Below are 20,055 nucleotides of genomic sequence, written 5' to 3'. Positions count from 1 at the left end.
TTAATTATACATTATCACTATGAAGAAGAAGATAACGAAATACCTCTTGCTGGCTCTTGCCTGTCTGGGCTTGCAGTCATGCCTCTTTCAGGAGGAAAACTACTTTGACGATTCGTCTGCCAATCGTGCCACAGCCGATGTGAATCGATGCGGCGAACTTTTGAAAGCTGCCCCGAATGGCTGGGTGATGGAATATTACGTCGGCAAGGATTATTCGCTTGGAGGCATCACCCTGCTTTGCAGATTCGATGGTCAGCGAGTGACAATGGCTTCGCAAATGGCGGAGGCAGATGAAACGGTCAGTTCGCTCTATAGCGTTAAGTCGGAACAGGCGACGATGTTGTCATTCGATACCTATAATTATCTGGTGCATTATTTCGGGCAGCCGCAGGGAAGTATGTCTGACGACCCGAACGGGACGCTCGGAGGCGACTACGAATTTATTATTTCGAGTGCTTCTGCCGAGCGTATCGAACTGAAAGGCAAAAAATACGGCAACCGGATTGTGATGAAGGCACTTACCGAAGACCAGACGTGGAAGCAATATCTCACTAAAATAAAAAAGGTGGAGGACGATGCTTTCTTTTATGAATATGACTTACTGATGGACGGACTCTACACGGGGCAAATGCTGCGCAGCAACTATACGTTTATCGTGACTTATTATGACGAAATAGGAAAAGTGCATCAGAAAACCGTGCCTTTTATGTTTACTGCCGACGGAATGCGTTTTCATGAACCGGTAACGATAGACGGTCAGACGATGCAGAATTTTGTCTGGAAGAACGAGGTTATCAGCTTTGTCTGTACCGACGAAGGGGCTACGGGGGTCAAACTGGCGGGTGTCTACACTGCCGGATATCAAAGCTATGATTATTATCCGGGCACTTATCAGATGGATTTTTACCGCCTGAACGATGAAACGAAACAACTGGAAGTGGCCTCGCAGGAAGTTCGGCTATTGAAGAACGAAGACGGAAAGAGTTACTGGCTCAAGGGGCTGGAATATGATATTCTGGTGATGTTTGACAAGCCGCGCGGCGGACTTTCTGTCTCCCCGCAGCTTCTCAAAAAGGTGCAGGGCGGATATGTTTATCTGGCTATGTGGGACGTAATGAACGATTATGTGCTCCGTAGTGAGTCTATCGGACTGATTAGTTATGCTACCACTAACGGCATTTACCTGGTGGACAATGGAGTCTGGATGGGAGAAATTTCCGGATTCATCTTCGGAGTGTACAACTCGCAGGAGGAGGACGCGGCTTTCATCGGATACACGGATGCGTTTGCTTCCATCAGATTAGTTAAAAAAACAATAGAAGAATAGTATGATGAACAAGTTATTTATGATCGTATTATCTGTATGCTGCCTGCTGATGGCAGCGTGCGGCACGGATAATGATGAAACGCCGCAGGGCTTACGCATCGTGGACACGGATGTCGATCTGGCTGCTGGCGGTGGAACGGTGGAAGTGGCTTTGCAGGCTGCCGGGGAACTGACGGCTGTTTCCGGTGCGGACTGGTGTAGGGTGATCGAAGTGACAAACGAGAAAATCACATTACTTGCCAGGGCTAATTATGAATATGTGTCACGTGCCACGCAAGTGACCGTAAGCGATGGTAGCAACGAACAGAAGATTGTGGTGACACAGGCTGGTAATATTTTTGCGCCCGATACCGACCAACAGGTGTTGCGGCTCGGCAATGCTCCTTCACAAACCGTGGTGCGGGTCAACAGCTCGTTCGATTTCAAGGTGAGTGTACAGAAAGGAATCGACTGGGTGGAAGTCCCTTCAGCCTCGAAAGAAGAAGGCTTCTTGCTCGTATTGAAAGAGAACAAGACCGGAAATCCGCGTGCTTGCCAACTGATGGTCAGTACCAATGAGGGACGGAAGTTTTTCTATTATGTCTACCAGTATGAAGCGAGCGACCTGCTCGGAGCATGGGAGAGCAGTCAGATTTATGTGAAATGGGATAAGAAAAAGATAGATAAGGCATATTCTTTGTCGGCTACGGAGGTGACGAAAGATGCGGAAGGTGATGGCTACACTATTAAAATGTCATTAGTCGGTACTCCGGTGGTGCAGTATTTGAAAGATCCTTCGAAGGCTACGATTTCATTGCAGGCTACCTACGAGGATGGGGCTTTTGTGGTTCCTATCGGCGCAGCACAGAAAGATTTTATTCTGACGCAGGAGGTGGATGAAACAGCCAATAGCAGGACGGCTGATAATACAGCACTGGAAGAGGAGGTGGTTTTACAAACATTATACGGCTTTTCCGTAGCTGCTTCCTCCAATATTTATGCGAAAGGTAATTTCGGATTTGCTCCCCTGCTTTATCAGGATGGTTCTGTCGGGATGAGTTATCAGGATGTAACCGGTGCACCGGAGAGCGGGTGTTATCTTGCGATAGCACTATTCGACGGACAGCAATTTTCTACCGCAGCATTGAAAGACTATATTCTTTTCCCTGACATTGCGCTCTTTAAATAGTTGGAAACTTGCAACTAATGAATCAACCGGATATAACGTTTCCGGAATAGATGTATGAAGAAAAGAACTACCGTTGTGAAACGGAAGGAGAGGTTAATGACCCTCTCTTAATTTTAACTTTACATATATGACAGGCGGGGAGGACTACCCGTGTGGAGAACGGGAGTTTTTTTCCCGGGATTACCCTGCCTTTTTTATTGCCTTCGCGGGCACTACGGAAGTTCTTTTTAATGATGTAACGATATAAAATAACTCTTATATGGATAAGAAATTAAAATTAATGAATTTATTAGGTGTTTGCCTGTTCGCTGTTGTGTCTGCGTGTGCGTTGGCCTCTTGCAGCGACAATGACACAGAAAATCCGGAGGGCGAAAAACCCGGCGGAGAAAATGGAAAACCTACTCCTGAAACCGTAGAGTTTGTCAACTCCAACTTGGTATACTGGGGAGACGAAGACGGAGTGGGGACGGATCACTTTGTGCTCACTCTGTATACGGATATGGAAGTGGACGCTGCCGGTAATCCGATAGGACCGGGCAAGATAATGGCGTTCAGCCTCAATGTTCCGCCGTTTGCTCCCGGAACCACGGAGTTTCCGCTTCCTGAAAGCACCTTTGATGCGGCACCGAACGGATATACGTTTAATGAATGGACGTTCAACCTCGGATACATGAACCAGATGGATCTGCCGACCGGAAAAGTGGAAGTGCCTGGCGGTACTTTTTATGGTGACGTGAAAGCGTACTCCACAAGCGTTGATGCCGACCTCCTATCCGGAGGTAAAATGACTGTCAAACGGAGTGACGGCGGCGAATATACGATTAGTGGTACGTTGGTAGGTGACTTGTCGCTCAAACGTTATTTCACCTACACGGGAAAACTGACTACTATCGACCGTCACGAAAGCACGGAAGAAACTCCGAACTCTACGCTGACCACCGATCTCGCCCTGAACGAATGGACACAAGCCCGTCTGCAAGATAAGGGCGATTCTTATTACCTGCAAGATGAATCGTGCCGGGTAGTCGAACTTTACCTGGCAGAAGACGGTGTAGGACTTACCGACACATGGCCGACAGGCGACGGAAGAGTGCTGAAAGTGGAATTCTTTGTAGAATGGGCTACGGATGTGACACAAGGTATTCCGGCTGGTACGTATAAGGTAGTGGCACGTGACGAAGAATCGAAGGGCATTCCGCGCGAATTCCTGAAACCGGGAGGCATTGCTTCGGGTTATCCCAATGTATTTACATATCCGCAGGGAACCTGGTACGAGAAAATATCCAACGGAACCATGAAAGAATATGCACGTATAGACGGCGGAACGATGACCGTGGCACGCGATGGCGACAAACATACGCTGACTATTGACTTTATCGATTGTGATAAGGTACACCCGCACCACGTGCGTACCACCTACTCGCAGGATACTCCCGTCAATGTATTCTTTTTTTAATCACACGATTTTATAATTAACCCCAAAAATGAGAGATATGAAAACTAGATTTATTTCCTTTTTCTTGTTCATGTTAACAATGAGTTGTTTTGTGGCATGTAGTAGCGATGACCCGGCGCCCGAGCCTGAACCGGAGCCAGAACCGGAGCCGGTAGAAACTGTTAATACGTATACGTATAAAGATAAGACGATACAAGCGAAATCGGTGTCCTGCTTTGAACAGGAGGGCATTATATACGTATGTATGAGTCCGTTGCAAAGTCTGGAAACGCTGGAAGACTTTATGAGCAGCGGTAAGGAATATGTAATGCTGGGAGTGGATAAGAGTCTGGTAGGCAATCCGGTCACGGTAGGTAGTTCTGATGACGACACTTATGTGGTTTATTACATGGATGCCGACGGAGAGGCGATTGTCACCGTTAGTCCTGACGAATGGGAAGAGGCGTTGACACAGGGCAAGATCACCGTGACAATGACACCGGGAGAAAATGAGACATCCGCTGTGAAAGCAACTTTTGACTTTACATTGAAAGGTGGCGGCAAATTTACGGGCGAGGCGGATTGCGCTTACAAGGCTCCGGAAAAGCTTCCGAGCGAATATTCTTTGGGCGATGAGGTACGTGCGTTGAAGTCGGTTGTGGCTACTACGTTAGGAGGTTTCCAATATGTTTATTTAAGTCCGGAGGCCGGCTTGACTACGGTGGAGGATATATCGGATGCCGAATATCTGATGCTGGCTGTTACTCCCGAAATGGTCGGACAAGAAATCGATATTACCGCTGGTGAAGATGTGGAGTACGCTTTCTATAACATGACGAACTTGGGAGCGGATGATATTGACGCAGTAGATCCTTACGGATGGGCGGATGTGTGCTCGGCTGGTAAGCTCAAAGTCGAAAAGACAGAAGAGAGTATAAAGGTAACCTTTAGTTTTACGTTGCTTTCGGGCGAAAAGTTCAAAGGTTCTTATGAAGGTAATTACACCGAGATAAAGCAAAGCACCACCAATATTTTGACTCTGAATGGAGAAAGTACACGTGATATCAAAGCTACCTTCTATGAAAAGACCAATGAAGGAGTTGCCTTGTATCTCACTCCGTCAGGGATTTCATCTGCTGCAGATTTGAATAATGTAAATACATATTACGTACGTCTTTTTGTTCCGAATACAGGACTGGACGGACAGGAGGTAGATATAACAACTACGAATCTGGCTTTTGAGTTTACTTATTATAATCCGTATGATGAAGAAAGAATCGAAGTTTCTAAAGGACATCTGGAAGACGCGGCAGGTACATTCAGTGTGTCGAAATCGGCGGATAATGAATACTCGTTGACGCTCGACCTCAAATATTTGGGAGACAATAGCCTTAAAATATCGGGCAACTACAACGGTACTTTCGAAGTATATGATACGACGATTCCGAATCAATATCAGTTGAGAGCGGACGGCACTCCGGTGACTATCCAGTCGGTAGTGGTAGATAAGACAGATGCGGATATTTGTGCGATTTATATTTCCCGGCAGGCAGGTATCACTACCGTGGCCGGAATGTCGGCAGCGGATGCCGTGGTACGTGTTCCGAAGAGTATGATGGAGGGAGCTATTCACGGATTTTCCGGTAGTGCGGAAAATGCGAAAATATCGATCGCTTACGGAGGAGTGACTTATAATCAGGCTAATACGACGAACGGTGCTCATTTGGCCGCAGGTGGCAATACTTCTGTGGCTCTTCAAGGAAGTGAAATTGAAATGACATTCAAGATTTTTAGTATTGTACAGTACGATGGCGACTTGTCCGGCTACTACAAGGGCACGGCGACCGTAATAGAATAACGATTTAATGAAGTATATTCATGAAGAAAATTTTACTGAAATATTTCAACCTGTTCGCTTTATCGGGACTGCTGTTGGCTTTCGTCGGATGCAGCGACGACAATGATTCGATAACTCCCGGGCCGGACGTGGAGGAAATGCCTTCCATCGGTACTTACTCTTTCCGGGGAGAGGCGAATAAGATTGTGACCGGTGTGGCTTCTGTGGATGGGGACTATTTAACTTGTGTCCTTTCTCCGGAAAAGATGGATGAGGGAAAGACTGATACTTATTTTGCTTTTTCTCTCCATTTGTATTGGGAAGGGCAGGTGGTGGATGCTTCTACGCTCTATCACAACGACCAGTATGTTTTTATCTACGAAGATCCGATTTATTATTACTCGCAGTATAAAAAGGTTACAGGGACGTTTTATGTGCAGCGTAACAGCGAAACGAATGTGACTGTCAAATTGAATCTGCGGCTTCATGACGGGGTCCGTTTTAAAGCGGAGGTCACTGCCGATTTAATGAAACCGTCGGGAGAAGAACCCTCGGAATAAGGCGGCTTCGGGCGATATTCTTGCCCGGTTATGAATTTATCTTTTAGACGCGGATGACGGACGCGGATTTTAAAATAGCTATGCAGCTTTAAAAATCTGCGTCATTCGTGTCATCAGTGTCATCCGCGTCATTCGTGTCTAAAAAATTACTTGTATGCCGGAGGGAAATCCTGTTCGGGCACTACGATGTCAAATATCCATTCAGATCACTCTATTTTCATTCCTTTCCGTGCCGTATTTGTTTTTTAGGGTTCTCCCAAAAACTTGAAGAATAGTCCAACTTGAGCCGGAGTAAGTAAGATTGCCTTTTCACTGTAGCCGGTTTGGGCAAGTGCGGCTTGTAATGCCGTATTTTGGGCAATCCAACTGCGGAGGGTGCGGCGTGCCGAAGCAGACTGTATGTGAGGCAGATAAAGTGTGGCCAGCTGACTTTTGCTGTAAGTCTGTATGCGGGGAGAGTTTGCCGTCTCCGACATTTCTTTTGGGCTGACGGAGGTTACTGTTGTTTCTGTTTTCATTGTCGGTACTTTCTATTATTAGTAGGTGTTCATAATTTGTTTATATCATAATTCGTTTATATCATAATTTAGGCACGGATTACTCCTAAAAAAATAGCCATTAATCAGTGACAGGAACTTATCTGTTTCTTTTAAGTTTATCCTGTGTGAATGCGAAGATACGCTTTTTTATGCCAAGTGGTTCTGCTTTGTACAGAAGCCTCTGTTGGCATAGCTTGTGTAGAAATTGTGCCTGTTTGTTGTCTCTTGTGATGAGTTGTCACATCGTGTTCCTCTGCTTTTTTCTTTTCATATACTTTTGCCTTCGTAATCGGTTACAGATAGAATTTATTCATTAATCATTAAAAAGAAGAAAGGAAAAAAAGTATGCCATTAATTTACAAACCGTATCAGGCAACGCTTGCCAACAAGGAAGGACAGAAACTTTATTATCCCCGTCTGGTGAAATTCGGGAAAATGGTCAATACGCAGAAAATGGCGGAATTGATTGCAGAAAAAGCCTCGCTGACGGCGGGTGATGTTCACAACGTCATTCGTAACCTGATGTCGGTGATGCGTGAACAGTTGCTCAATAGCCGCACGGTGCGCCTCGAAGGCTTGGGGACGTTTACTATGATTGCCAAGGCAAACGGAAAAGGGGTAGAGTTGGAAAATAAGGTCAGCAGTTCGCAGATCACTTCATTGCGTTGCCAGTTTACTCCCGAATACACCCGCGCCGCCAACGGAAGTGCTACCCGTGCGTTGACCACCGGGGTGGAGTTTGTGCACATCAAGGATGTAGCGGGTTCGTTTGTGGCCGACGATGTCATTGACAAAGAACCGGATGATGATAATAAACCTGGTGGTGGAAGCGGAGAAGCGCCGGACCCGGCAGCTTAACCGGGAGTTCAGCCGGCAGCTGAATCCGCAGGGACTAACTGATAAGTTTGTCGGGCAAACTAAAGCCCGAACATGACCGACGGTTGACGGTTGGCTGTCAAATTCCAACGGACATAAAACGGAATCCAACGGACATAAAACGGATTATTAACTTTTAAAAAGAAAACGGATGAGACTATTATTGGAGAAGTTGCTGGATATTCTTGAAGCAGTTCTGCGTTTCCGCCACCGGAGAAACGGCAAGGCAGAAAAGGATTAGCTAGCTGGAAAAGGCTTGGCATACCTGAAAAAAAAGGTATGAAACGGAATGACGTAAAAACATAGAACGTGCCGTCTGCACGTAGTTCGCGGAACAAGTAAAAATAAACGTGTAGCAACTCATAGAGTAAACATAAGTAAGGAGCAAGTAAAGAAGCTGTCTCGAATGGACGAGGCAGCTTTTCTTTTTGTATCCATTTATTTTCTTCTATTCTTGACCGTATTCAACAAAAAAACTCTATCTTTGTTTTATAATTGAGACACAGCATATAATGGGAAGATTTATCAATCCCTTTACCGATTTTGGCTTTAAGTTTTTATTCGGCAGAGAGGTAGAAAAGGAGTTGTTAATCGACTTCTTGAACGATTTGCTCGTAGGCGAGCACGTAATCACCGACATCAGGTTCCTTAACAACGAACAGCCGCCGGAAGTAAAAACAGAACGAGGTCTTATCTACGACATCTATTGCGTAACCGATACCGGTGAACGTATTATCGTAGAAATGCAGAACCGGGAACAGCCTTATTTTAAAGATCGTGCCCTCTTCTATCTTTCTAGGGCCATTACGCAGCAAGCGAAAAGGGGAGTTTGGAACTTCCAGTTGGATGCCGTGTACGGAGTGTTCTTCATGAATTTCGTGATGGATAAGGATATGCCCTCTAAAATCAGAACGGATGTCGTTCTTTCTGACAGGGATACGGGGAAGCTCTTCAGCAACAAGTTCCGGCAGATTTTTATCGAACTACCGAACTTCAACAAAGAAGAGGATGAATGTGAAAATGATTTTGAACGCTGGATTTATATACTAAAGCATATGGATACACTTGACCGGATGCCTTTCAAGGCTCGCAAGGCCGTCTTCGAGCGACTTGAAAAGTTGGCTTCCAAAGCAAATATGACCCAGGAGGAAAGAGCCCAGTATGAAGAAGAATGGAAAGTTTATAACGATTATTTTAATACGTTGGACTTTGCTGAACAGAAGGGCTTACAGAAAGGCTTACAAAAAGGATTACAGAAAGGTTTGCAAAAAGGTAAAGAAGAAACAGCTCGTAATTTGAAAGAATTAGGTGTGGCTGACGATATTATTATGAAATCTACCGGGCTTTCGAAAGAAGAAATAGAAAAATTATAATTTCTTTCATTCCATTGGGAAGAAAGGCTTGTCGAAAGTGAAAAAATAGTCTATAACTTATGAAGCAAAAGATAGTTGTGGAGACTTTTAACACATCCTTTTTTCGTTAAGAGTAAAGTATCTAAAAACTATATATGTCTTTGGGGTGAAATGAACGGATTTGGAATATTATCCACGTTAAAATCAGAAAAAAGTTTTCCGTTTTGGAAAACTTTCTGTATCAGTGAGAAAGAAAAGTTTCCCGAAATTTAATGTTAAAAGCTAACCAAGCTATGATATAATCTCCTATCTTTGTATCCGGTTTCGGAACTAAAAAGAGGTTTAGTCAATGAGGGAACGCTGTGCAAATCGGCGACAGTACCCGCTGCTGTAATTCTCTAAGAATCCGCACAATAGGCCACTGCATCGATGCCGGTGTGGGAAGGTGTTGCGGGGGAGGGATAAGTCAGAAGACCTGCCGAAGAGATTTTCTATTTTTAATTTATTAATGCTTTCGGGAGTTAAAGTTATGAACTACGCGGAAATTTGTATCATCAAACGTGATGGTAAAAGAGAAGATTTCTCTATCAGTAAGATTAAGAATGCAATCAGTAAAGCATTCAGTGCAAGTGGAATTCAGGATGAGCAGCAGTTGGTTGCTGACATCACCATGAATGTTATCAGTCAGTTTTCAACCCCCACGATCACCGTAGAAGAGATTCAAGACTTGGTAGAAAAGTCGTTGATGAAAGTGCGGCCGGAAGTAGCGAAGAAATACATCATCTATCGCGAATGGCGGAATACGGAGCGTGATAAGAAAACCCAGATGAAACAGGTGATGGACGGCATTGTGGCTATCGACAAGAACGATGTCAATTTGAGCAACGCCAACATGAGCAGTCACACGCCTGCCGGACAGATGATGACGTTCGCTTCCGAAGTAACTAAAGATTATACCTATAAATACTTGTTGCCGAAACGTTTTGCCGAAGCACACCAGTTGGGAGACATTCACATCCACGACCTGGATTATTATCCGACAAAGACGACAACCTGCATTCAATATGATATGGATGACCTCTTTGAACGCGGTTTCCGCACAAAGAACGGTAGCATCCGCACCCCGCAAAGCATCCAAAGCTATGCTACGCTGGCTACCATCATCTTTCAGACCAACCAAAATGAGCAGCATGGCGGACAGGCGATTCCGGCTTTCGACTTCTTCATGGCAAAAGGAGTGGCCAAATCTTTCCGCAAGCATCTGGCATCGTTCATCAACTTCTATGTGGCTATGGAAAACGGAAATCAGGCCGATGAAAAATCCATCCGTACGTTGATTAAAGAATACCTTCCGTCTATCAAGTCCACCGAGGCCGAACGCGAAACATTGCGCATCGCTCTGGTCGCTTTACAGATCATTATAGATAAGGAACACCTTGCCCGCATCGTCGAAAAAGCCTACCAGCAGACCCGTAAAGATACACATCAGGCAATGGAAGGATTCATCCACAACCTGAATACGATGCATTCTCGTGGCGGTAACCAAGTGGTATTCAGTTCCATCAACTACGGAACGGACACTTCTGCCGAAGGCCGCATGGTGATCGAAGAACTGCTGAAAGCTACCATTGAAGGCCTCGGCACCAGAGGAGAAGTGCCCGTATTCCCTATCCAGATATTCAAGGTGAAAGACGGCGTTTCTTACTCGGAGAAAGACTTTGAGAAAGCAATGAAAGCGGAGAACATCGAAGCGGCAATGACCGACAGTTACGAGGCTCCCAACTTCGACTTGTTATTAAAGGCTTGCCAGACTACTGCGAAAGCGTTGTTCCCGAACTTCATGTTCCTCGACACACCTTTCAACCAGAACGAGAAATGGAAAGCCGACGATCCGCAGCGTTACATTTACGAATTGGCAACAATGGGCTGCCGTACCCGTGTTTTTGAAAATGTGGCCGGAGAAAAATCTTCTTTAGGACGTGGCAATCTTTCGTTCACCACACTGAATATGCCAAGACTGGCTATCGAAGCCCGTATCAAAGCGGAAAATCTGGTAGAAGATGAACGCAACAAGGACGCCATCGAACAAAAAGCAAAAGAAATTTTCATCGAATCTGTACACCAAATGTCTGCGCTCGTGGCTGACCAGCTTTACGAACGTTATCAGTATCAGCGTACGGCCCTGGCACGCCAGTTCCCGTTCATGATGGGAAATAATGTGTGGAAAGGCGGTGGCGAACTGAATCCGAACGAACAGGTAGGAGACGCCTTGCGCAGCGGTACACTGGGGATCGGATTTATCGGCGGGCATAACGCGATGGTGGCTCTCTACGGACAAGGTCACGGACACAGCCAGAAAGCATGGGACACGCTGTATGAAGCGGTGATGGAAATGAATAAAGTGGTAGACGAATATAAAGAGAAATATAACCTGAACTACTCCGTTCTGGCTACTCCTGCCGAAGGACTTTCGGGACGTTTCACGAAAATGGACCGCCGGAAATATGGAAAAATCCCCGGAGTGACAGATCGCGACTATTATGTCAACTCTTTCCACGTAGACGTGAAAGAACCGATCAGCATCGTTGAGAAAATCAAGCGTGAAGCTCCGTTCCACGCTATTACGCGCGGCGGACACATCACGTATGTGGAGCTGGACGGTGAAGCGCAGAAGAATGTGCGTGCCATTGCCAAGATTGTGAAAGTGATGCACGACGAAGGAATTGGATACGGCTCTATCAATCACCCGGTAGACACTTGTCATAACTGTGGTTACAAGGGAGTTATCTTCGATAAATGCCCTGTATGCCAGAGTGAAAGTATTCTCCGTATGCGCCGTATTACCGGTTATCTGACGGGCGATTTAAGCTCTTGGAACTCTGCCAAACGGGCAGAAGAGAAGGACCGTGTAAAACATTTGTAGAATAAATGTTTGATAATTGATGAATGGATAATGAACGGTGCTTGATGAAAGCGTTACGGTTCATTATCCATTATTCGGTTATTACTTGCAGCACGTTACTCTCATCTTGTACTGTTCTGTAACGAGTATTTATTCCACATTTATATGGTTATCATCCATTCTCAAATCTTCATTTTCCATTAGCTATTAAAGAAGTGAATTTACTAGGAACTTATTCTGAAACGATTGTTGACGGTGAAGGTATCAGGTTTTCTATTTATCTTGCCGGCTGCTCCCATCATTGTCCCGGTTGCCACAACCCGGAGAGTTGGAATCCGGGAGCAGGAGAAGAACTGACGGAGGAGAAAATACAGTCCATCATTCGTGAAATCAAAGCGAATCCTTTGTTGGACGGCGTTACTTTTTCCGGCGGTGATCCGTTTTTTCATCCGGAAGCGTTCCTGCTTTTACTGAAACGGGTGAAAGAGGAAACAGGGATGAACGTGTGGTGCTACACCGGATACACATACGAAGAAATTAAGGCGCAGCCTCGTTTGAGTGCCGCTCTTGATTATATTGATGTATTGGTGGACGGACGCTTCGAACAGGCTCTTTTCTCTCCATATCTGGAGTTCAGGGGAAGCAGTAATCAGCGGATTTTGAAGCTGAAGTAAATGTAATTCGACATTTAGAGTAAGTTGAATCCAGTAGTTGAGCACTAAAAAAACTTATTTTTCAAAGGAAACAAAAACACCTGTACCGTTGTTTTGTTTACCTTTACGAAACCAAGTGAATCATTTTTCATCACAGAGTAACGCGGCGCTTTTTGGTAGCCGGTGGGGCTTGCGTCTGTGTTTGTGTCTGCTTGATGGTGAAGAAATAAACGACTACTTACAAGAATAAGTTTTTATGGTACAATCAATAAATCCAACTCAAAAAAACGATGAGACCGATGGCTTGCCAATGCCTAAACGTATTTGGGCGGTGGTGTCTGTCGGCTTCGCTCTTTGTATGTCAGTACTGGATATTAACATCGTCAATATCGTACTACCTACACTTTCGCATGATTTTGGGACTTCTCCCGCTGTAACCACCTGGATTATCAACGGCTATCAGCTGGCCATCGTTATATCGTTACTGTCTTTTTCCGCTTTGGGTGAAATCATCGGTTACCGGAAAGTCTTTCTTTCGGGCATCGGACTGTTTTGCGTCACTTCATTGATCTGTGCCTTGTCCGATTCGTTTTGGACTTTGACGGTTGCCCGTATCTTTCAAGGGTTCAGCGCTTCCGCCATCACTAGTGTGAATACGGCACAGCTGCGTTACATCTATCCGAAGAGCCAGATCGGGCGGGGGATGGGGATCAATGCAATGGTAGTCGCCATATCGGCTGCCGCCGGACCATCTGTGGCGAGCGGTATTCTTTCCATTGCCAGTTGGCACTGGTTGTTTGCCATCAATGTGCCGTTGGGACTCACTGCATTGCTTCTCGGCATCAAACACCTGCCACGACAGGAGGAGCGTACGAAACGTAAATTCGATTATATCAGTGCCATCGCGAATGCGGTCACTTTCGGTCTGCTCATTTACACGCTGGACGGATTTGCCCACCATGAGAAAATGGACTTCCTTTTCATTCAACTGATTGTGTTGGCAGTGGTCGGTACCTACTACGTGCGCCGACAACTGACGCAGACCACTCCGCTGCTCCCTCTTGATCTGCTGCGGATTCCGATTTTCCGGCTGTCCATCCTGACTTCCATCTGTTCTTTCATAGCACAAATGACAGCGATGGTTTCTTTGCCTTTTTTCCTCCAGAACACTTTGGGACACAGCGAAGTCATGACCGGACTTCTACTCACACCGTGGCCGTTGGCTACGCTTGTCACGGCTCCATTGGCAGGATATCTTGTCGAGCGCATCCACCCTGGTATCTTGGGAAGTGTCGGGATGGCTCTGTTTGCCGTCGGGCTTTTCTCGCTTTCCAGTCTGACTGCCGAGTCGTCCGATATTAGTATCATTCTGCGTTTGATGCTGTGTGGGGCAGGCTTCGGATTGTTCCAGACACCGAACAACAGTACGATTATCTCTTCCGCTCCTACGCAACGTTCGGGCGGAGCCAGTGGTATGTTGGGAATGGCCCGCTTGCTGGGACAGACCACCGGGACAACATTGGTCGCATTGCTTTTCAGCTTTGTCGCTCATGACCGGAGTACGGCTGTCTGCCTTATGGTAGGAAGTGGATTTGCTGTTGTGGCGGCTATCGTCAGCAGCTTGAGACTATCGCAGCCTTCCACTCTATAAAAAAAGTATCCCGGATGAGAGAGGAGTGAATACCTGTTCTCATCCGGGATTGTTTTTTTATGTCTTTCTTCTGTCGTTTGGTCTGTTAGAAGAAGAACCTTAGAATATCGTTGAAGTTAGCCCATATCAACAGACCGAAGAGTAGAATCATACCGGTCATTTGAGCGTATTCCATAAATTTGTCGCTCGGTTTGCGGCGCGCTATCATCTCGTAGAAGAGGAAGAGCACGTGGCCGCCGTCCAATGCGGGGATAGGGAGGATATTCATGAAAGCCAGAATGATGGAAAGGAAGGCTGTCATATACCAGAACTGGTGCCAATCCCATGTAGCGGGGAAGATGCTGCCGATCGTTCCGAAGCCACCTAGCTGTTTGGCTCCTTCTTTCGAGAAGAGGTATTTCATGTTTCCTACATATCCTTTCAGGGTCTTTACGCCGAGGGAGACACCTGCCGGGAAGGATTCGAAGAAAGTATATTCTTTTTTCACCATAGGGAGCAGGCGGTCTGTGACGAGACAGGCAGTTACACCCATCAGGTAGGCGGAGTCTACACGCATATTCAATGTGTCGGTTACGCCGCCACGCACATAGGTCAGTGTAATCAGGCGCGGATCTATGCTGTCTTTGAGCAGGGTTTCCGCGTTTTTCTTACGTTCTGCCATCGCTTCTTTGAAGTCGGAAAAAGAAATCGGTGTTCCGTTCAGGGCGATAATGCTGTCGCCTGGTTGGATGCCTGCTTGTGCGGCAGGAGAATTCACCATCACACTGTCTATCACATACGGGAAACGGTAGGAGGCAAAACGGATGCTGTCTGCCAGAAGGCGTTGCATCAAGTCTTCAGGGATATAAACGGAGGCTTTCGCGCCGTTGCGGATAACGCTTACTTCGCGGGCGTCGGCAATCTGGCTCAACATATCGCCGTCATAACGTTCAAAAGGAACGCCGTCGGCAGAAAGAAGGATGTCGCCGTCCTGAAAACCTACGGATTTGGCCGTTTCGTTGAAATCCATACCGAGAGGAGCTTCCTGCACCTTTATATATTGGTCGCCCCACGCAAATAGAATCATCGAGTAGATGAACAGGGCCAACAGGAAATTGAACAGTACGCCACCCACCATGATTAGCAGGCGTTGCCACGCCGGTTTGGAACGGAACTCCCACGCTTGTTCGGGTTGTTTCATCTGCTCGGTATCCATCGACTCGTCAATCATACCGGCTATCTTGACATAACCGCCCAATGGCAGCCAACCTACTGCATATTCTGTGTCACTTTTCTTGGGCTTGAATTTAAACAGGGTGAACCAGGGGTCAAAAAATAAGCAGAATTTTTCTACACGCACCTTAAACAAACGGGCAAAAAGAAAATGCCCGCCTTCATGAATGATAACGAGCAAAGATAAGCTCATAATCAATTGCAGGGCACGAATCAAAAATGTTTCCATATAGTCTATTTACAATTTAAAGCCTTCACTGGATTCTCTGCCAAAGAGAAGATATAAAGGCTATTTTCAATTTATATTAATACTAATCAATTTCTCTATTTTCTTTATTCCTCTACGAAATGAATTATATCAGACTTGCTGCTATCTTTCTTGCTTCCGCATCGGTAGCCACATAATCATCGTAGGTCGGGTTGGCAATGAAGGTAACCTGTTCCATTGTTTTTTCTATCACGTCGCTCATGCCGAGGAAGCTGATGCCGTCTTTCAGGAAAGAGGCTACCACTACTTCATTGGCGGCATTAACGATGCAAGGCATGTTCCCTCCGCGATACATCGCTTCGTAAGCGAGTGCCAGATTGCGGAAACGTTTCGTGTCGGGTTGCTCAAACGTCAGGTTCGTGCATTTGGAGAAATCGAGCCTGTCGAAAGAAGAACTGATACGGTCGGGATAGGAGAATGCATACTGGATGGGCAGGCGCATATCGGGCATGCCCAACTGTGCTTTTACAGCTCCGTCTTCAAACTGCACCATCGAGTGAATGACTGATTGCGGATGCACAACCACCTCAATCTGACTGGGTTGAACACCGAACAACCATTTGGCTTCGATCACTTCAAAACCTTTATTCATCATAGAAGCAGAATCAATCGTGATTTTTGCTCCCATTTCCCAATTGGGATGTTTCAAGGCCTGTGTCTTAGTCACAGACTTCAATTGTTCCAAAGTGTAAGTGCGGAACGGACCTCCGGAGGCAGTCAATATCACTTTCTCAATCGGATTGCCCACTTCTCCCGCTAAACACTGAAAAACGGCGGAGTGTTCAGAGTCTACCGGCAGAATCGGAGTGCGATATTGTTGTGCCAGCTGGTTAATCAGTTCACCTGCTACTACCAATGTTTCTTTATTTGCCAACGCAATCGCTTTCTTGGCGCGGATCGCGTTGATTGTCGGCTTCAGTCCGGCATAACCGACCATGGCTGTCAATACCATATCAATAGGACCTGCTTCCACAATCTGACAGATAGCGTCGGTTCCTGCGTACACCTTGATAGGCAGGTCGCTCAATGCTTCTTTCAGTTCGGAATACTTTTCTTCGTTGGCTATCACTACCACTTCCGGCTGGAACTTCCGTGCTTGGGCAATCAGTAGTTCCACACGATTGTTGGCTGTCAGTGCGTATGCTTCGTACAGGTCGGGATGCTCTTCGATGACTTGCAAAGCCTGCGTCCCGATAGAACCTGTGGAGCCTAGAATAGCTATTTGTTTCTTCTTTTTATTAGTCTCTATATTCATTTTATCTATTTCTTCCTATTTTGTTGACAAACATATCATCGCTGATTATCACTTATATCTCATCACTCGCCATATCTCATCATTCATCATTGATAATCTAAAAAACAATGTATTTTTCCGGATTCACCGGATGACCTTTATACCAAAGTTCGAAGTGCAGGTGCGGCCCTGTACTAAGTGTTCCGCTATTTCCTACCAGGGCGATGGCTTCGCCTCCTTTCACCCGTTCACCTTCCTTTTTCAGGAGAGAACCACAGTGTTTGTAGATCGAAATTAAATCCTGGTTGTGTTGCACGCCAATCAGATAACCGGTTTCAGCCGTGTATGTACTAAGGATGACGGTTCCGTCCATGGTTGCCAGTACGCTTTCGTTGGGATTGGCGGCAATGTCAGTGCCGTAATGTTTCTTTTCGGCATTGAAGTGGTCGGACACCATGCCTCGTGTCGGACGGTATAATATCAATCCGGTCACGTCCGGTTGGGAAGTGATGGAGGTCAGATTGTATTTTTCATTCTCCTCATATTGGCGGCGGAATTCTTCTTCCCGCTTGGTTCGTTCCATCAACGTGTCTTCACGGGCAGCAGTCAGCGAATCAAGCGTTTGCACGCTGTCGATAGGCACTTTCCCGCTGAAAATGTCCTGAATATTCATGATGTAGAGGTTCTGCTTGTTGAGCACTTGTTGCAAAGAGTCTACACGCAGCGCATTGTCTACGATCTGTGTACGGACTTCACTGTTCATATATCCCGGAAGATAATTGCGTAACGGGGTGAAAGTAATGATGCAGGAAGCAATCAGGAAAAGCACTGCCAGCACGCAAAGTAAAACGGATAGTCCATTGAGCTTGGATACACGAAGTCCGACAATTTCTTCAAGTGTATTTTCATTAACGATCGTTAGTTTATACTTGAACTTGAAATTTTTCCAGAAAGCTTTACTTCGTCTTCTCTTTGGCATCTCGGATATTTACTATTTTACGATTTACTATTTATTATTTTCAGTTGATGAGTGGCTCATCGTTTTATTTGTTCTCATCGGTCATCTTCCAACTCTTCCAGATTGAGTAACCCTTCGGGAAGTTCCACGGTGATGAGTTTCTGTTTCTGATCTATTCCTACGATAAATTCCTCTTGGGCGGGAACGAGTAGTTCCTCTTCTTCTCTTTCAACCACAAAAAGGGTGTTTACCGTAGTGTTATCTACATCTATCACTTCTCCTAGAGGTCCGTGATGAATGTCTTCCATTTGGAAACCGATAAAGAAGTTCCAGGACAATTCGCCGTCTTCCGCTTCTTCCGCATGCTTTACGGGGAAGTAAACTTCGATGTTGGTGAACATTCGGGCACGTTCGGCGGTGTCTATTCCTTCCAGTTTTACCAAAGCGGTGGAGTCGGAACGGAAACGGTACTCTTCAATGAAGAAGGGCACGAAAATACCGTCGAGCAGGCATATCAGATAATCGCAGTCCACGCGGTCGAAAATGTCGTCGGTAAACGTAAACTGCAATTCGCCGTGAATACCATGCGGTTTATTGAATAATCCTATCTTATATACTTCTTCTTTCTTTATCATATTCGGGTGATTCTGGCTCCGATAGCGTTCAGACGTCCTTCGATGTTCTGATAACCACGGTCTATCTGTTCGATGTTACTAATGGTACTGGTTCCTTCGGCGCTCATGGCGGCAATCAGAAGGGCGATACCGGCACGTATATCCGGTGAAGTCAGGCGGGCACCACGCAACTTGAAGCCATGATTGTGTCCGATGACTACGGCACGGTGAGGGTCGCAGAGGATGATCTGTGCACCCATATCGATTAGCTTGTCCACAAAGAACAGGCGGCTTTCGAACATCTTCTGATGGATCAGTACGCTGCCTTTGGCTTGTGTGGCTACAACGAGCATCACACTAAGCAAGTCGGGAGTCAGTCCCGGCCAGGTGGCGTCGGCTATCGTCATGATGGAGCCGTCGATGAATGATTCTATCTGGTAGGTTTCCTGTGCGGGAACATAAATGTCATCTCCTCTCTGTTCGAGCTTGATGCCTAGGCGGCGGAAGCTCTCGGGGATGATTCCAAGGTTCTCGTAAGAAACGTTCTTGATGGTAATTTCGCTTTTTGTCATGGCTGCCATACCGATAAAACTGCCGACTTCAATCATATCGGGCAATACGGTGTGTTGCGCGCCATGCAATTCTTCCACACCTTCAATAGTAAGCAGGTTGGAGGCAATTCCGCTGATTTTCGCTCCCATCCGGTTGAGCAACCGGCAGAGTTGTTGCACGTAAGGTTCGCAGGCAGCGTTGTAGATGGTAGTAGTGCCTTTGGCAAGCACGGCAGCCATTACGATATTGGCTGTTCCGGTGACGGATGCTTCGTCCAGCAGCATATAGCTTCCTTGAAGTCTGTCGGCTGTTATTTCATAAATGCCCCGTCCTTCATCATAACGGAAGTCCGCTCCTAAATTCTGAATACCTACAAAGTGGGTGTCCAAACGGCGGCGACCGATTTTATCTCCTCCCGGCTTGGATATCAACGCTTTGCCGAAACGTGCCACCATAGGGCCAATCAGCATGACAGAGCCTCGCAGACTGGAGCATTTCTTTAAAAACTCATCGCTTTCCAGATAAGCCAAGTCTACATTCTCTGCTTTAAAACTATAAGAATCAATGCCTTTCTTTGCAACCGTCACTCCCATCTCGCGCAAGAGCTGAATCAAGTTGTTGACATCAAGAATGTCAGGTATATTGTTCACCGTTACTTCCTCTGCGGTTAGCAATGTGGCACAGATTATCTGCAAAACTTCGTTTTTAGCTCCTTGCGGGTGAATCTCTCCGCAAAGCCGATGTCCTCCTTCGATTACAAATGAAGCCATTAATTAAAGTATTAAGTGTGATTAAAGTATTAAGTATCAAGTATTAAGTATTAACCGTACGGTATCGCACGCTAAGTAAATAAGTAAAAGAAATCCAACCAGTGCCAACAAATGGCTGCGATTAATACTTAATACTTTATACTTAAT

At 46.0% G+C, this 20,055-nt stretch carries 16 protein-coding genes and 1 riboswitch; of the genes, 10 read left to right on the top strand and 6 right to left on the bottom strand.

The features are described 5' to 3' along the window. The first annotated feature begins 19 nt into the window (after positions 1–19). The 5 genes from DW173_RS17755 to DW173_RS17735 all read left to right on the top strand — a co-directional run bounded on the left by DW173_RS17755 (position 20) and on the right by DW173_RS17735 (position 6,327). Positions 20–1,327 carry a DUF4302 domain-containing protein gene (locus DW173_RS17755; RefSeq protein WP_120144895.1) on the top strand — a complete coding sequence of 436 codons (1,308 nt, stop codon included), beginning with the start codon at positions 20–22 and terminating at the stop codon, positions 1,325–1,327. Between the two features lies 1 nt (position 1,328). Next, complete coding sequence (locus DW173_RS17750) at positions 1,329–2,495, top strand: BACON domain-containing protein (protein ID WP_120144894.1); 1,167 nt, start codon at positions 1,329–1,331, stop codon at positions 2,493–2,495. 259 nt (positions 2,496–2,754) lie between these two features. Further along, positions 2,755–3,951, top strand: a complete 1,197-nt coding sequence (locus DW173_RS17745) for a hypothetical protein (protein ID WP_120144893.1) — start codon at positions 2,755–2,757, stop codon at positions 3,949–3,951. A gap of 37 nt (positions 3,952–3,988) precedes the next feature. After that, on the top strand, positions 3,989–5,788 hold the full coding sequence (locus DW173_RS17740; RefSeq protein ID WP_120144912.1) for a hypothetical protein: 1,800 nt from the start codon (positions 3,989–3,991) through the stop codon (positions 5,786–5,788). A 20-nt stretch (positions 5,789–5,808) separates the two neighbouring features. After that, on the top strand, positions 5,809–6,327 hold the full coding sequence (locus tag DW173_RS17735; protein ID WP_118218435.1) for a hypothetical protein: 519 nt from the start codon (positions 5,809–5,811) through the stop codon (positions 6,325–6,327). Between the two features lie 245 nt (positions 6,328–6,572). On the opposite strand, the gene DW173_RS17730 is transcribed toward DW173_RS17735, so the two are convergent. Then, a complete protein-coding gene (locus DW173_RS17730; RefSeq protein WP_049702163.1) occupies positions 6,573–6,845 on the bottom strand; it encodes a DUF4248 domain-containing protein in 273 nt (90 codons plus the stop codon). Between the two features lie 366 nt (positions 6,846–7,211). Here DW173_RS17730 and DW173_RS17725 point away from each other — a divergent pair, with 366 nt between their 5' ends. The 5 genes from DW173_RS17725 (at position 7,212) to DW173_RS17700 (ending at position 14,300) form a co-directional block, all read left to right on the top strand. Continuing rightward, positions 7,212–7,724 (top strand): HU family DNA-binding protein, encoded by a 513-nt coding sequence (locus tag DW173_RS17725; RefSeq protein ID WP_009038697.1) that lies wholly within the window; start codon positions 7,212–7,214, stop codon positions 7,722–7,724. A gap of 530 nt (positions 7,725–8,254) precedes the next feature. Further along, entirely contained in the window at positions 8,255–9,115 is an 861-nt protein-coding gene (locus tag DW173_RS17715) for an Rpn family recombination-promoting nuclease/putative transposase (RefSeq protein WP_118407738.1), read from the top strand. Between the two features lie 287 nt (positions 9,116–9,402). Beyond that, positions 9,403–9,592: riboswitch (cobalamin riboswitch) on the top strand. Between the two features lie 31 nt (positions 9,593–9,623). After that, a complete protein-coding gene (locus DW173_RS17710) occupies positions 9,624–12,017 on the top strand; it encodes an anaerobic ribonucleoside triphosphate reductase (protein WP_120144892.1) in 2,394 nt (797 codons plus the stop codon). Between the two features lie 194 nt (positions 12,018–12,211). Continuing rightward, positions 12,212–12,670, top strand: coding sequence for an anaerobic ribonucleoside-triphosphate reductase activating protein (gene nrdG, locus DW173_RS17705; RefSeq protein WP_008026567.1), 459 nt, complete (start codon positions 12,212–12,214; stop codon positions 12,668–12,670). 235 nt (positions 12,671–12,905) lie between these two features. Further along, on the top strand, positions 12,906–14,300 hold the full coding sequence (locus DW173_RS17700; RefSeq protein WP_087320439.1) for an MFS transporter: 1,395 nt from the start codon (positions 12,906–12,908) through the stop codon (positions 14,298–14,300). Between the two features lie 85 nt (positions 14,301–14,385). On the opposite strand, the gene rseP is transcribed toward DW173_RS17700, so the two are convergent. The 5 genes from rseP to murA all read right to left on the bottom strand — a co-directional run bounded on the left by rseP (position 14,386) and on the right by murA (position 19,908). Next, positions 14,386–15,741, bottom strand: coding sequence for an RIP metalloprotease RseP (rseP, locus tag DW173_RS17695; RefSeq protein WP_120144891.1), 1,356 nt, complete (start codon positions 15,739–15,741; stop codon positions 14,386–14,388). Between the two features lie 124 nt (positions 15,742–15,865). After that, complete coding sequence (locus DW173_RS17690; protein ID WP_120144890.1) at positions 15,866–17,035, bottom strand: 1-deoxy-D-xylulose-5-phosphate reductoisomerase; 1,170 nt, start codon at positions 17,033–17,035, stop codon at positions 15,866–15,868. A 97-nt stretch (positions 17,036–17,132) separates the two neighbouring features. Further along, positions 17,133–17,993 carry a M23 family metallopeptidase gene (locus DW173_RS17685; protein WP_004317001.1) on the bottom strand — a complete coding sequence of 287 codons (861 nt, stop codon included), beginning with the start codon at positions 17,991–17,993 and terminating at the stop codon, positions 17,133–17,135. A 74-nt stretch (positions 17,994–18,067) separates the two neighbouring features. After that, the gene (rimM, locus tag DW173_RS17680; RefSeq protein WP_008641267.1) at positions 18,068–18,607 is read right to left on the bottom strand and encodes a ribosome maturation factor RimM; all 540 of its coding nucleotides are present in this window, start codon (positions 18,605–18,607) and stop codon (positions 18,068–18,070) included. Further along, complete coding sequence (gene murA, locus DW173_RS17675) at positions 18,604–19,908, bottom strand: UDP-N-acetylglucosamine 1-carboxyvinyltransferase (protein WP_008641268.1); 1,305 nt, start codon at positions 19,906–19,908, stop codon at positions 18,604–18,606. The genes rimM and murA overlap by 4 nt, the downstream gene beginning before the upstream one ends. Positions 19,909–20,055 lie beyond the last annotated feature (147 nt).

Source organism: Bacteroides sp. AM16-13 (assembly GCF_003602705.1).
GTDB lineage: Bacteria > Bacteroidota > Bacteroidia > Bacteroidales > Bacteroidaceae > Bacteroides > Bacteroides xylanisolvens.
The sequence above is the reverse complement of the archived record's forward strand: the minus strand, read 5'-3'. Positions and strand labels throughout refer to the sequence as shown.

What these genes read in the sequence shown, in the direction of transcription:
- DW173_RS17745 (WP_120144893.1), top strand. Translation starts at nt 2,755, where the DNA reads ATGGATAAGAAATTAAAATTAATGAATTTATTAGGTGTTTGCCTGTTC.
- rimM (WP_008641267.1), bottom strand. Translation starts at nt 18,607, where the DNA reads ATGATAAAGAAAGAAGAAGTATATAAGATAGGATTATTCAATAAACCG.
- DW173_RS17700 (WP_087320439.1), top strand. Translation starts at nt 12,906, where the DNA reads ATGGTACAATCAATAAATCCAACTCAAAAAAACGATGAGACCGATGGC.
- DW173_RS17750 (WP_120144894.1), top strand. Translation starts at nt 1,329, where the DNA reads ATGATGAACAAGTTATTTATGATCGTATTATCTGTATGCTGCCTGCTG.
- DW173_RS17685 (WP_004317001.1), bottom strand. Translation starts at nt 17,993, where the DNA reads ATGCCAAAGAGAAGACGAAGTAAAGCTTTCTGGAAAAATTTCAAGTTC.
- DW173_RS17740 (WP_120144912.1), top strand. Translation starts at nt 3,989, where the DNA reads ATGAAAACTAGATTTATTTCCTTTTTCTTGTTCATGTTAACAATGAGT.
- DW173_RS17690 (WP_120144890.1), bottom strand. Translation starts at nt 17,035, where the DNA reads ATGAATATAGAGACTAATAAAAAGAAGAAACAAATAGCTATTCTAGGC.
- DW173_RS17715 (WP_118407738.1), top strand. Translation starts at nt 8,255, where the DNA reads ATGGGAAGATTTATCAATCCCTTTACCGATTTTGGCTTTAAGTTTTTA.
- DW173_RS17735 (WP_118218435.1), top strand. Translation starts at nt 5,809, where the DNA reads ATGAAGAAAATTTTACTGAAATATTTCAACCTGTTCGCTTTATCGGGA.
- DW173_RS17755 (WP_120144895.1), top strand. Translation starts at nt 20, where the DNA reads ATGAAGAAGAAGATAACGAAATACCTCTTGCTGGCTCTTGCCTGTCTG.
- rseP (WP_120144891.1), bottom strand. Translation starts at nt 15,741, where the DNA reads ATGGAAACATTTTTGATTCGTGCCCTGCAATTGATTATGAGCTTATCT.
- DW173_RS17725 (WP_009038697.1), top strand. Translation starts at nt 7,212, where the DNA reads ATGCCATTAATTTACAAACCGTATCAGGCAACGCTTGCCAACAAGGAA.
- DW173_RS17730 (WP_049702163.1), bottom strand. Translation starts at nt 6,845, where the DNA reads ATGAAAACAGAAACAACAGTAACCTCCGTCAGCCCAAAAGAAATGTCG.
- DW173_RS17710 (WP_120144892.1), top strand. Translation starts at nt 9,624, where the DNA reads ATGAACTACGCGGAAATTTGTATCATCAAACGTGATGGTAAAAGAGAA.
- murA (WP_008641268.1), bottom strand. Translation starts at nt 19,908, where the DNA reads ATGGCTTCATTTGTAATCGAAGGAGGACATCGGCTTTGCGGAGAGATT.